At 59.9% G+C, this 13105-nt stretch carries 9 protein-coding genes and 1 pseudogene; 9 read left to right on the forward strand and 1 reads right to left on the reverse strand.

The window, feature by feature from the left end; genetic code table 11:
- The first annotated feature begins 126 nt into the window (after positions 1-126).
- The 6 genes and pseudogenes from IVB26_RS06950 to IVB26_RS06975 all read left to right on the forward strand — a co-directional run bounded on the left by IVB26_RS06950 (position 127) and on the right by IVB26_RS06975 (position 8152).
- Positions 127-1122 (forward strand): aspartate aminotransferase family protein, encoded by a 996-nt coding sequence (locus tag IVB26_RS06950; RefSeq protein ID WP_346732863.1) that lies wholly within the window; start codon positions 127-129, stop codon positions 1120-1122.
- A gap of 261 nt (positions 1123-1383) precedes the next feature.
- Positions 1384-3094 (forward strand): annotated as a pseudogene (locus tag IVB26_RS06955) (acetolactate synthase catalytic subunit).
- 232 nt (positions 3095-3326) lie between these two features.
- Positions 3327-3707: a hypothetical protein gene (locus tag IVB26_RS06960; RefSeq protein ID WP_247971081.1), complete on the forward strand. Its 381-nt coding sequence runs from the start codon at positions 3327-3329 to the stop codon at positions 3705-3707.
- Between the two features lie 42 nt (positions 3708-3749).
- Entirely contained in the window at positions 3750-5825 is a 2076-nt protein-coding gene (locus IVB26_RS06965) for a hydantoinase/oxoprolinase family protein (protein ID WP_247971082.1), read from the forward strand.
- On the forward strand, positions 5822-7570 hold the full coding sequence (locus IVB26_RS06970) for a hydantoinase B/oxoprolinase family protein (RefSeq protein ID WP_247971083.1): 1749 nt from the start codon (positions 5822-5824) through the stop codon (positions 7568-7570). The genes IVB26_RS06965 and IVB26_RS06970 overlap by 4 nt, the downstream gene beginning before the upstream one ends.
- Before the next feature lie 108 nt (positions 7571-7678).
- On the forward strand, positions 7679-8152 hold the full coding sequence (locus IVB26_RS06975; protein ID WP_247971084.1) for a PaaI family thioesterase: 474 nt from the start codon (positions 7679-7681) through the stop codon (positions 8150-8152).
- Positions 8153-8794: 642 nt separating this feature from the next.
- Here the strand turns inward: IVB26_RS06975 and IVB26_RS06980 are convergent.
- The gene (locus IVB26_RS06980) at positions 8795-9271 is read right to left on the reverse strand and encodes an Lrp/AsnC family transcriptional regulator (RefSeq protein WP_247971085.1); all 477 of its coding nucleotides are present in this window, start codon (positions 9269-9271) and stop codon (positions 8795-8797) included.
- Between the two features lie 349 nt (positions 9272-9620).
- Between IVB26_RS06980 and IVB26_RS06985 the strand changes: the two genes are divergently transcribed.
- The 3 genes from IVB26_RS06985 to IVB26_RS06995 all read left to right on the forward strand — a co-directional run bounded on the left by IVB26_RS06985 (position 9621) and on the right by IVB26_RS06995 (position 12791).
- Positions 9621-10370, forward strand: a complete 750-nt coding sequence (locus tag IVB26_RS06985) for an electron transfer flavoprotein subunit beta/FixA family protein (RefSeq protein ID WP_247971086.1) — start codon at positions 9621-9623, stop codon at positions 10368-10370.
- Entirely contained in the window at positions 10370-11305 is a 936-nt protein-coding gene (locus IVB26_RS06990) for an electron transfer flavoprotein subunit alpha/FixB family protein (protein WP_247971087.1), read from the forward strand. The genes IVB26_RS06985 and IVB26_RS06990 overlap by 1 nt, the downstream gene beginning before the upstream one ends.
- A gap of 649 nt (positions 11306-11954) precedes the next feature.
- Positions 11955-12791, forward strand: coding sequence for a Crp/Fnr family transcriptional regulator (locus IVB26_RS06995; RefSeq protein WP_247971088.1), 837 nt, complete (start codon positions 11955-11957; stop codon positions 12789-12791).
- Positions 12792-13105 lie beyond the last annotated feature (314 nt).

Consider the following 13105-nt stretch of genomic DNA (forward strand, 5'->3'; position numbering starts at 1 on the left):
CAGATTGAGTGAGGGTGTCGTGAGAGAAGCGCGCTCGGATACCGCGGCCGGATCTGCCGGCGCTGGCCAAATTTCGAAGGACAGCTTCGCCCGCGCGCGGCTGGTTTTCCGGATGGGACCTCGCGCGTGACCATTGAGCGCGATCCGGAGCCAATCTATATCGAGCGGGGCGCGGGCAGTTACGTGTTCGACGTTGACGGGCGGCGATTCCTAGATCTTAATTGCAACTTCACGACCCTCATTCATGGCCACGCTTTCCCGCCGGTAGTGCAGGCGCTCTCGGACCAGATCCAGCGCGGCAGCTGCGTTGCAAACCCGACTAAGGGTGAAATCGAGCTTGCAGAGTTGCTCTGTGGCCGGATCCCCCACCTTGATCGCGTCCGTTTCGTCAACACAGGAACAGAGGCGGTTCTGTTCGCGGTAAAGGCGGCGCGTGCTTTCACGGGCCGCACGAAAATCGCTAAGATCGAGGGCGCCTACCATGTCGCATATGATTGGGTCGAAGTCAGTCAGGCTTCTGCGCCCTCCAGTTGGAGTGATCCCGCGCGCCCCATATCGGTCCGGAATTACCGGGGTATGCCGGACAGCGTGCTGGATGAAGTGGTCGTGATCCGCTTCAACGATGTCGAAGGCGCGCGCCAGCTCTTGTCAGCGCATGCCCGGGATCTGGCCGCCATCGTTCTCGATCCCATGCCGAGTCGTGGTGGCCTGATTGCGCCCAAACCCGAGTTCATCGCAGCTGTGCAGGAAACCGCGCGCAACAACGGGATCCTGGTGATCGCAGACGAGGTTCTCAATCTCAGACAAGGTTTTCAGAACGCTTCCGCTCGCCATGGCCTCTTGCCTGACGTCATCACCATGGGCAAGATCATCGGCGGGGGCCTTCCCATCGGGGCGGTTGGCGGCCGCGCGGACGTCATGAAGGTTTTCGACGCCTCAGCCGGGCGGCCTTTGCTGCCGCAGCGTGGCACCTTCTCGGCCAACCCGCTTTCGATGATCGCTGGTCTTGCCTCGATGCGGCATCTCGATCACGCGGCCCTCCCCCATCTTGAGAGCTCGGGATCCTTATTCGAGACGCGATCAGCCAGCTCATCGAAAAGAAGGCTGTCTCGCTGTGCGTGACCGGCATCGCATCGCTGTTCCGCATCCATCCGGTGGTCCGGCCGCCGGGCGACTATCGCGCGGCCTATCTCACGCAAGGGGGAGCTGCCGTGATGAAGGGCTTACGCGCTTCTTTGCTTCCAACGGCATTATCCTGCCCTACGGGGCTGCAGCCTGTCTCTCCACGCCGATAACGCGCGGTGATGCCGAACTCGTCGTCGACGTGTTCGCTGGCTTTCTCGACAGTGACCACAACAATTTGGATCTCATTCAGGTATAGAGATGACCGAAGAAACAGTTGCGCAACGCATCGCCCGCGCCTTGCAGCGTCATGGCGTGAAAGTCATTTTTGGCCAGAGCTTGCCGTCAGCTGTCATCCTCGCTTGCGAAGCCATAGGAATTCGCCAGATCGCCTATCGCCAGGAGAACATGGGGGGCGCCATGGCCGATGGTTATGCGCGCGTGTCGGGACGAATCGCAGTCGTTGCAGCGCAGAACGGTCCCGCTGCAACCCTGCTGGTGCCGCCGCTTGCGGAGGCCTACAAGGCAAGCGTCCCGATCGTTGCTCTCGTGCAGGAAGTCGAGCGCAATCAGCTCGATCGCAATGCCTTCCAGGAACTCGATCACTTTGCGCTGTTTTCTTCCTGCGCCAAATGGGTGCGCCGCATCATCACTGCTGATCGCGTCGACGACTATGTTGATGCCGCCTTTGTCGCTGCCGGCAGTGGCCGTCCGGGCCCGGCCGTCCTGATGCTGCCGGCCGACCTGTTGCGGGAGAAAGTGCCGGCCACCGTACGAGAACGTCGATCGAATCTTGGCAAATGGCCGATCGATCGCACGCGGCCAGCGGATGTGGACCTTCGCAAGGCGGTCCTTGCGATCGCCTCCGCAAAGGCCCCCGTTGTGCTTGCCGGCGGCGGTGCAACGTCTCCGGCTGCTGCCGCCGCTCTCGCAAAGCTGCAGGACCTCGCCCATCTGCCGGTTTTCACGACAAACATGGGCAAAGGAGCCGTCAATGAAACTCACCCGCTCTCGGCGGGCGTCCTCGGAGCACTGGTCGGCCCGCGTTTGCTCGGACGGCATGCGCTGCCGATCCTCAACGACGCGGATCTCGTCCTCCTGATCGGCACGCGTACCAACCAGAACGGGACGGGCAACTGGCGGCAGGTGCCTTCGACCGCGCGCGTCATCCACATCGACGTCGATCCCCAGGAAATCGGACGCAATTACGAGTCCGTCCGCCTGCTCGGTGATGCTGCCGCCACGGTCGAGGCGCTGTGCACCGGGCTTGAACAGGTCGACCTGTCCTTGCGTCGTGACAAGCGTAAACCTCTCGAGGACCGCATCGCCTCGGCCTGGAAAAAGTTCGACAGCGATCGCTCGGTCTTCTGGGGAAGCAACAGCACCCCGATCCGCCCCGAGCGCGTGATGCGAGAGGTGCAGGCTCGTCTGACGCCGGAAACGATCGTGATGGCGGACGCCAGCTACTCCTCGATGTGGGTCGTAGGCCAGCTTCGGACCCGAACATCGGGCGAACGGTTTCTGACTCCGCGGGGATTAGCCGGGCTCGGCTGGGGATTGCCGCTCGCAATCGGCGCCAAGGTGGCGCGCCCGGCAAGCCCCGTCATTGCTCTGGTCGGCGACGGCGGCTTCGCCGACAGCTGGGCCGAGCTTGAAACGCCGCAGCAATGTTGCCGTCATTGTCATCGTGCTCAACAACGGCATCCTCGGATTCCAAAAGGATGCGGAGACGGTAAAGTTCGGCGGCTATACGACGGCCTGTCATTTTGCGCCGGTCGATCATGCCGCCATCGCGCGGGCATGCGGCTGCGGCGGCATCGTCGTAAAGGGGTCAGGTGATCTCGGCAAGGTGCTTGACCTCGCCCTTGGCGAGCAGCGGCCGTGGCTGATCGAAATCGTTCCCGATCCGGCGGCTCATCCGCCCATCTCGCTCTTCGACGGTACACTCGATCGGGCAGCCGAGGCGGTCTGAGAGCTTCGGCAGCTTCGCAGCTGAACGACAGGTATTGAGGCCCGACCGGGTCGGTTTTGTCGCCGACGCCGGTCTGTTCAGGCGGTTGCTCATGCGGCCCGGCAGGGCGGCGGCAAGCGCGAAGCAACATTGAGAATGCGAAGGGATTGCTGATGGATACTTACCGACACTACATCGCCGGCCGCTGGAGTCCAATACGTTGGAGGTGATCAATCCCTCGGATGGGGCCAAAATGGCCGAGATCGCGCGCGGGGGAGCATCCGAAATCGACGCTGCGGTCGCAGCGGGCCATGCCGCCCGGAAGGGATCTTGGGGCAAGCTCGATGCGATTTCGCGCGGCCGCGCCTTGCTCAAAATGGCCGAGCTTGGTCGCGATGTTTCACTTGCCAATCCCAGGCTTGGGACACTTGCGTTGAGCTCGACTCTTTCGTCGTCCTATTCCTCACTTGACGAACGCCCTCTGGCCGCACCTCTCAGCGGGCGGCCCGTTTTCTCTCTCGGGCAATGCGCGCGAGCCGGCTTCCGAAGCACAATCGGCTCGTTAGAGCATGAGCCATTCATCGGCGTGGACATGGTGCAATCTGCAAATCGCACCAAGTTCCTGTTTCCGTAAATGACAGTTGTGACGACACATAGCACCAAATCGGAGTGACGAATGCTTGTTGCGCCCTGGCGAATTGGTATCGACATCGGAGGGACCTTTACCGATGTCGTGGCCATCGACGCAAACGGCCAAATCGAGGTCCTTAAGTCGCCTTCAAGGCCGGATGACCCAACCGCTGGTGTCATGGCAGCGCTGGATGCGGTTGCGCGGCGGCTCGATGTAGCCACCGAGCAGTTGCTGGGCGGATGCTCGATGCTTGTACATGGATCGACAATTGCGACCAACACAGTCCTCGAGGGCAAAGGTGCCAAGGTTGGCCTACTGGCCACCAAGGGATTCCGTGATACCCTCCAAATTCGGCGCGGCATCCGCGAAGAGCCTTGGAATCATCGTCCGCCGTTTCCCGATGTGCTCGTTCCCAGGCGCTGGCGTTTGCCGGTCGGCGGACGACTCGATAAGGACGGCGCGGAGCTTGCACCCCTCAATGAAGCCGACGTGAAAGCCGCGTCGAAGGCCTTCAAGAATGACGGCGTCGAGTGCGTGGCGGTCTCCTTCCTTCACAGCTACGCCAACCGCGCGCACGAACGTCTGGCCATGCAGATCCTTGGATCCGATTGGCATCCGGATGCGATCTTCTGCTCTCACGAGATTTCACCCTACGCCGGTGAGTACGGCCGTACGTCCTCGACGGTGTTGGCAGCCTATGTCTCGCGGCGCGTTGTGCCTGATCTGCGGTCGCTGGAGGGAATTCTGCGTCAAAGCGGATTGTTCGGCCCACTGCTCCTGATCCAGAGCAATGGCGGCATCGCGTCCGTCGACGAAATCGCCCGCAATCCCGCGTGTCTCCTCCTGTCGGGCCCCGCCGCGCAAGTCGGTGCGCTCAGGCACGTCGCGGCGACTGCTGGAATGGACAATCTGATCTCTCTCGAAATGGGCGGCACGAGCTGCGATCTCGCCTTGATGGAGCGGGGACGCGTCCACTCGACCGATCGTATCGACATTGCGCGATATCTCGCGCTCGTACCAAGTGTCGACATCCACTCCGTCAGCGCTGGCGGCGGCAGCATCGCGCGCCTGGATGCCGGCGGTATGGTGACGCTGGGTCCAGATGGCGCAGGATCCACCCCGGGACCGGTATGCTATCGGCGCGGCGGCCAAAATCCGACCAACACGGACGCCCAGCTCGTCCTTGGCCGTCTGGCGCCCGGCCCCTTTGCCGGCGGCACGCTCGATCTCGACGATGAGACGGCTCGCAAGGCGCTACAGCGGGTCTATGGCGAGACGATTGGACTTGCGCCGGAAGCCGCAGCACTTGGCGTGGTCGAGCTGATGGACCAGAATCTGCGTCATGCTGTCGAGCATGTCAGCGCGGAGGGAGGGTTCGATCTTCGTAAGTTTATCCTCGTCGCCGTCGGCGGAGCCGGCGCGCTCCATACCACCTCCGTTGCCAAGAGCGTTGGCTGTTCGGGGGTGTACATTCCCAGACTTGCGGGCGTGTTTTGTGCCTTCGGCATGCTCAATTCAGATGTGCGCCTCGACGAGGTGCGGACCATCCGGCGTTCTTTGGACCAAGATGCGTTGCAGGACTTGGAAGGTGTGGCGCACGAGCTCGAGACGGGGCTGCGCGCCCGCCTGATGGCTTATGGCGAGACCGGAGGCCATCCGATCTTCAGCCGTCACATCGATCTCAATTATCTCGGTCAGCAGTCTCAGCTCTCCGCCGAGTGGACGGACAACGACATCGAAGGCATCATCGCTTCCTACGAAGAGCGCTACAGTCGTCTCTATGGCCATGCCCACAAGCATTCGCCCCTGATGACATGTGCGCTGCGCGTGAGCGGCTCACGGCGCTTCCCTCGCGTTTCGATCCAGAAAACGGCGGGTGCTGAATACTCTCCTCAGGCGGCATCGAAGCGTCGTGTCGTCGTAAGCCGCGACATCGGCCCCCTGAATGTGAGTGTCTACGAGGGCACAGGTCTCAAGCCGGGCGCGCATCTCATTGGGCCGGCCATCATCAACGACATGACCACGACTGTTTTCATCGAAAAAGACGATAGGCTCCACGTGGACGCATCGAACAACTTCGTTGTTGAATTGGCCGTTCCTGCTCAAGGAGGCGCGAAATGAAGGTGATTGATCCGATCAGCCTTGCTCTCGGTCAGAAGCAACTCGATCATATTTGCCGAACCATGGGTTGGGTCATGGCGCGGACGGCGAGAAGCCCGATCTTCAGCCAGTCCCATGACTTCTCCTGTTTCATCGGAAGTAGTGCCGGACAGGTTGTCTCCCAGGCAGACGGCATCCCGATCCACACGGGTGGCGGCGCTATTGCGCTCTCGCGGCTCCTCGAGACTTTCGCAGGCCGCATCAACCCCGGCGATTGCTTCTTGGCGAACGATCCATATGTCGCCGGCGGCAACCATCTCCCCGATTTCACGATCATGCGGCCGGTCTTTCTGAACGGAACGTTAATCGCATTCACCTGCAACCGTGCACACCAGTCAGACATTGGAGGCGGCGCGGCAGGAACCTACAATCCCAAGGCCGAGGAGATCTTCCACGAGGGTCTGCGCATTCCCGTCGTGAAGCTGGTTGCTCGAGGGGAGATTCAGGACGACATTTGGCGCTTAATCCTCCTCAACTCCAGAACGCCGGACCTGCTCGACGGGGACCTGCGCGCGATGCTCGGCTCGACCGAAATCGGTGGAAAGCGTCTTCAGGATATGGCAGCCCCACCTGAGGCGGAAGGACTCAGCCAGTTGTTCGCCTCACTTCTCGACTGGGCCGAAGAGAGCTTTGTCGCCGCGATACGTCAACTTAAGCCAGGTACCTATACGGGCGTAGACTTCTTTGATCACGATTGCTTCGAAACCATAGACGCCCGCATCAAGACCGCGATCACCGTCACGGGCGACGAAATCCTCGTCGATTTTGCCGGCGCGAGTCCGCAGATGCGCGGGCTCAAAAACAGTTCACTCGCGAACACGCGATCGGCCGTGCTCTTTGGATTGATCTCATTCCTTGGCGCCCATATTCCGCGCAACGACGGAGTGTTCCGCCGCGTTCGCGTCGACGCGCCGGAAGGATCTCTGGTCAATGCAAAGCCTCCGGCGCCCGTGACCTCGGCGACGACCTATCCAGCGCACCAGATCATCCACGTCATCTGGCAGGCGCTCAGCCCAGCGGCTCCCGAATTGAGCTGTGCGGGCTGGAGCCGGATCTCGCATTGCAACACCTCAGGCATTGACCAAGGTGGACGTTACTACGTCGCATATCAATGGTTGGCTCAGCCCGGAGCCGGCGCGGTCAAAGGTCGCGACGGGTTCAATGTCATGGGACAGATCACCACTCTTGGCGGTCTCGCCTTGCCGGACGTCGAAAACTTTGAGACGACCTATCCCTTCCTTGTCGAACGTCAGGAGTTCGTCACCGACGGCGGCGGTCCGGGGCGCTATCGGGGCGGCACCGGAGCGGAGGCAACCGTTCGTGTGAACTACCCGGCGGAGTACTCATTCCGCGGCGAGGGTAACGGCAATCCCACATCGTTTGGAGCTCTCGGCGGACAGGCCGCAGGGATCGGAAGCTGCTCGATCAAGTTCGAAGATGGCGCATCTTACGTTCCGCCTCGTTTCGGGGTTGAACGGCTACCTTCGTTGACCCTGACGATCAAGGCCGCAGACGGCGGCGGCTTCGGTTCACCGCTGGAGCGTCACCCGGCAGAAGTCTTGAACGACGTTCTTGATGGAATGGTCAGTCGTGAAAAGGCTGAGGCAGACTATGGGATCATTCTGATCGGTGGCGATCTGAAAGTCGACGAAGAGGCAACGCGAGTGCGCCGTCAACAACTGACGAAGGTTGAATGTAGGCCGTAAAGCAACTTCTCGCTCCCAGAGCGTTCCATGGAACGCACGCCTACTCGCTCGCGACCATGGCAGGCAGCCAATTCTTAATCAGGCGGTGGGTTTACACATGGAGGGCCAATGCACGACTCAAAAGGTACCAAGTCAAGTTTGCTGTCACGCCCTGACCTGCATGAGGCCACCGAAGGCGAGTTCAAAGGCTGGCGTACGTGGACCTTCGACAGCTTTCTGAATCTTACCGGGCCTTTTTGGCACCGGGTGGAGGCAGATCGAAGCGTGCGTTGCGCTTTTCGCGCTCAGGAGAAGCACCTCAATGGAGCCGGAAATGTTCACGGCGGCTGTTTCATGGCCTTTGTGGACTATACAATCTTTGCTTTGGCAGGCTTCGTGCTCGACGGCCAAGGGGTTACCGTTTCGCTATGCACCGACTTTCTCGGGGCCGCGCGGGAGGGCGAACTGATAGAGGCCACCGGCGAAGTGACTCGCGCCGGCGGGTTGCTGATCTTTGTCAGAGGCGAACTCAAGACTAGCGACCGCCTGCTAGTGACCTTTTCCGGCACCATCAAGCGGTTGAGACGTAAGGCCGGCAAATAGCGCGGATCTCGCCCAATCAGGCATCACGTCAGTTTGCCCAAGTCAGACAAAGGCTCGCGCGAATCCAGCTCACAGGCTGCCTCGACGCCCTGGATCAGTATGCCGAGATTGGCGAGCAGACCGGCAAGCCATAAGCGCCGGAAGGTCGCATAGCGAAGCGGAGCGGCTATGCCATCGGCGCTGAATGTCTGGGGTTCGATCCGTCATATTGGCCGCCCAATCGCGCAGATACGCATTGCTCAGTTTCCGATGCGAAGTGTTACGAGATCCGTTGATACCTTGAGGCAATCCTGATGATTGGGCACTTGCCACCCGGCGACCGATGAACAGCCTCTCCTGCTCCGAACGTGAGCAGTAAGCACCTCGCGCTGGCTTTCTCGAAGCGCCTACGTGATGTTTTGGATGAGCCGCGATGGTGTCCGGCGCCTGGGCAAAGCTTGCCGCCGTCCTGTGGGGCGTATCCTGCTCGGCTGTAATCCGCTTCGAAATTGCTGTCGCTGGCGTAACCAATGACCATGGCATTAACGTCAAGGTTCGCCATCATCCCCAAGCATGATAGACTAGAGGAGCGATCGTGCGGTTTCCCGCGTTCTTTACGAGATAGCGATGAAAAAAAGCGCCAAGGTATAAAGAAGGACCAGATCAAGCCTCCGATGGAGTTTCAATTGGAACGGCAAAGCCGACCTTCACGCGGTCTACGATGACCATTGTCTTTACGGTCTTGATGTCCGAGTTCGCATAGAAGAAACGGCGGGTGAACTGCTCATAGTCTTCCATGCTACGCGCGGTGATGTAGAGGACAAAGTCAACTTCCCCGGTCACGTAAAATCCGTTGACAACTTCAACGGACGATTTGATGGCCTTCTTGAACCTGTCGATAATATCTGAACGCTCCCGCTCTAGGCTCACCATCACAAGCATCTGAATGGGGTTTCCGACCGCCTTCGGCGAAAGGATTGAGACATCGGCCTCGATAATGCCTTCCGAACGCAGCCTCTTCAATCGTCGTTGACAAGCGGTAGCCGAAAGTCCTGCCATTTCGCCGATCACCTCGGAAGTTACACGATTATTCTTTTGCACGATCTCCAGGATACGGGCGTCTATTTGATCGTATTGCATGATCGGCTCCAGGTTAATTTCACCGAAAATTGGCTGTCAACTGCAGGAAATCCTCCGAACTGCAGTAAAATACGACGCAAATATCTTTGCAACACCGGTATCTAAATGCAAACGGTAATTTCAACGCGCCGGGATGAATATTTTCTGAGCTGGGGAGGTGTTCGACCCTCTTGGAAGCTCCAAGGGTGGTCTTTGTCGATGCGCGTTTACAGTAGCGGTCACGATTGTTGGTGAGAGGCGATCTCCATCGCAGGTAGCCATTTGAGCTATTGCGGATCGTCTGGAACGGGGCCTTGGGCTCAATCTCAAGACGCAAGCGCTACGTCTTGCCTCATATGAAAGAGGATCGATGAAGGTCTTGGTGCCGGTAAAGCGGGTGGTCGATTACAACGTCAAGGTCCGCGTCAAGGGCGATGGATCAGGCGTTGAACTCGCCAACGTCAAGATGTCGATGAACCCGTTCGACGAAATCGCGGTCGAGGAAGCCCTGCGCCTGAAGGAAGCTGGCAAGGCCACCGAGGTCGTGGTGGTCTCCATTGGACCGGCGCAGGCGTCGGAGACGATCCGCACCGGACTTGCGATGGGCGCCGACCGCGGCATCCTCGTGAAGGCCGACGGTACCGTCGAGCCGCTGGCGGTCGCGAAGATTCTCAAGAAGATCGCCGACGAAGAACAGCCGGGCCTGATCATTCTCGGCAAGCAGGCGATCGACGACGACAGCAATCAGACCGGCCAGATGCTGGCCGCGCTGCTCGGCTGGTCGCAGGCGACATTCGCCTCGAAGCTTGAGGTCGAAGGTTCTGACTTCAAGGTCACCCGCGAAGTCGACGGCGGCCTCCAGACCGTCAAGCTGAAGGGACCGGCGATCGTCACCACCGACCTGCGTCTCAACGAGCCGCGCTACGCGTCGCTGCCCAACATCATGAAGGCCAAGAAGAAGCCGATCGCGGAGAAGACCGTCGCCGATTACGGCGTCGACGCCACCGCGCGTCTCGAGGTTCTCAAGACGACGGAACCGGCGGGCCGCAAGGCGGGCGTCAAGGTCAAGGACGTCGCCGAGCTGGTGTCGAAACTCAAGAACGAAGCCGGGGTGCTCTGATGACGACGCTTCTGATTGCCGAACACGACAACGCGTCGCTGAAGGATGCGACCAACAAGGCGCTGACCGCGGCCGCCGCGCTCGGCGCGGATGTCGAGGTGCTGGTCGCCGGCGAGAACGCCAAAGCCGCGGCAGATGCGGCCGCCAAGCTCGCAGGTGTGAAGAAGGTGCTGCTCGCCGATGGCGCGCTTTACGCGCACGATCTCGCCGAGCCGCTGGCTGCGCTGATCGTCTCGCTGGCGCCCGGCTACGACGCCATCGTCGCGCCCGCGACCTCGCGCTTCAAGAACGTGATGCCGCGCGTCGCAGCCCTGCTCGACGTCATGCAGGTTTCGGAGATCATCAAGGTGGTCGCGCCCGACACCTATGAGCGTCCGATCTATGCCGGCAATGCCATCCAGACGGTGAAGTCGAAGGACGCCAAGAAGGTCATCACGGTGCGTACCTCGACCTTCGCCGCGGCGGGCGAAGGCGGCAGCGCGCCCGTCGAGAGCGTGGCTGCAGCGGCCGATCCGGGCCTGTCGTCCTTCGTCGGCGAGGAAGTCGCGAAGAACGACCGCCCCGAGCTGACCTCGGCCAAGATCATCGTCTCCGGTGGCCGCGCCATGCAGAGCCGCGAGAACTTCGCCAAATACATCGAGCCGCTCGCCGACAAGCTCGGCGCCGGCGTCGGTGCCTCGCGCGCGGCGGTCGACGCCGGCTATGCGCCGAACGACTGGCAGGTCGGCCAGACCGGCAAGGTGGTGGCCCCCGAGCTCTATGTCGCGGTCGGCATCTCCGGCGCGATCCAGCATCTGGCCGGCATGAAGGACTCCAAGGTGATCGTCGCGATCAACAAGGACGAGGACGCGCCGATCTTCCAGGTCGCCGATTACGGCCTGGTCGCCGATCTCTACCAGGCGCTTCCGGAGCTGACGGCCGAACTCGGCAAGTAGTCAGCCAGAATGGAGTCCCGGCCGCAGCTCCATAACGTGTAGTAGGAGGACGAACTCTCTCATGCTCAGATTTGAGCTTCGTACATCGTGCTCGTACCCAAACGCGGCGAACGCTATTCGCCTACGCTTTCAGCTTTGACGCAAGCCTGCCGCGCGCGTCAAGGTGCCAGTGCGTCGCACTTCGGTTTGAAGTGGTGGCAAAGCGCCACCCTTTGCCGCGCTACGTTCCGCTCGCCCTTTTATTACGACGGCATATCGGCGACCGCTATGCTGCCTAGTTCAGTCGCTTGAGTAATTCCAAACCCGAATCGGCTTAACAGCAGACAAATGTAGACCCTCGTCACCGTGATGTTGATCATCACTTTTGCAGGCATTGCAGATTGGGCGCGACGGTATGATCATGAACCTAAGCTGTCGGCAGGTTCGTACAGCCTCCTTATTTCGTCTGTGACACGCACTGCTTCCGGGACCAAGTATGGGGCATACGAGCGAGTCGAAATCCGTCGAAAAAGGCCGATCAAGCGCGTGAATTAGTCGTTGAGCCTAGGTTCATTGCACCGATCAGGACCGACATTTCTTTATAAATATTTTGTGAAGGTCCGCCGGGGTTGACCCCGGTAGAACCCCTCGCCAGGAGACGGACCGCACCATGACCACCGACGCACCGGCCATGCTCGAAGCGCCTGATGCTGCAGGAGACGCAGCTGTCAAGCACGCAGGTGCCACACAGCCGATATATCAGCCACCTGTTAAGATGCGGTCCAGTTCGCGATTCTTCGTCAAGAACTCCATACTGGCAGGGCTTCCACTGCAAGACCTTGCAGCAATGGGTGAATTTTTGGAGCCAATTGTCCTGAGAGAGCGTATGGTGCTGCAAGAGCCGAGACGCCATCTTGATCACGTCTATTTCGTGGAAGCGGGTCTCGTCTCTTTGAGGATTGTGGCAGCGGGGAGCATTCTTGAAACGGCCCTAATCGGACGCCGTGGCGCAGTTGGCGCTACGCTCCTGTGGGGGGCGCATCTTTCGACGCACCAAGCTGTTGTTCTCTTTCCCGGAAGCGCGCACAGGATCCGCGTTGAAGATCTGCATTGTGTGATCCAGAAGCGCCCGCAAATCCGAGAACACTTCGTCAGATACGTTCAAGCGCTGAATTTGCATTGCGCTCAGACGGGGTTCTGCGGCGTACGGCACGATCTTGAGAAGCGCTTGGCATGCTGGCTATGTTTGGCAGCTGACGCTATTGATGCAAAACGGCTGCCAGTTACACATGAATATCTCTCGTCCGTCTTAGGATTGCGGCGCGCTGGGGTAACCGAGACGCTAATTCGCTTTGAAGAACAGAGACTGATTCATAAAACGCGCGGTGTCTTGCAAATCGACGGGCGTGGCTGTTTGGAGAACAAGACATGCAGCTGCTACAAGCTTATCTCGAGCGCTTACACCGCGACTGAGGCAATGATTTCGGACGCTGAGCCAATTGGTTAGCAATTCGCTCCAGTTTATCCATCTGCCTGTTATGCACGCAGAGGCCTATACAAGCTGTCAACTCGCAGCGAAGATCGCTGTAGCCGAAACGCTCATCGGATCGAGGGCACCTTAGTCAGGCAGTGAAGCCCATCAGGCGCAATGCCGCGTGTCCTTATTCACATGCGGAAAATGGTCTGCGTGGCACCTCGAATCAATTCTAGGGCTGAGGTCGTCGCCATGCCTGACCGTCATATTCAACTCAAACATTAACTGGTCGTCCGTGAACAAGGCTCTAAGCGACTGAGCGGGAGTCTGTTTTTCGGATTTGGCGG

Origin of the sequence: Bradyrhizobium sp. 195, from assembly GCF_023101665.1 — a bacterium.
Taxonomy (GTDB): Bacteria; Pseudomonadota; Alphaproteobacteria; order Rhizobiales; family Xanthobacteraceae; genus Bradyrhizobium.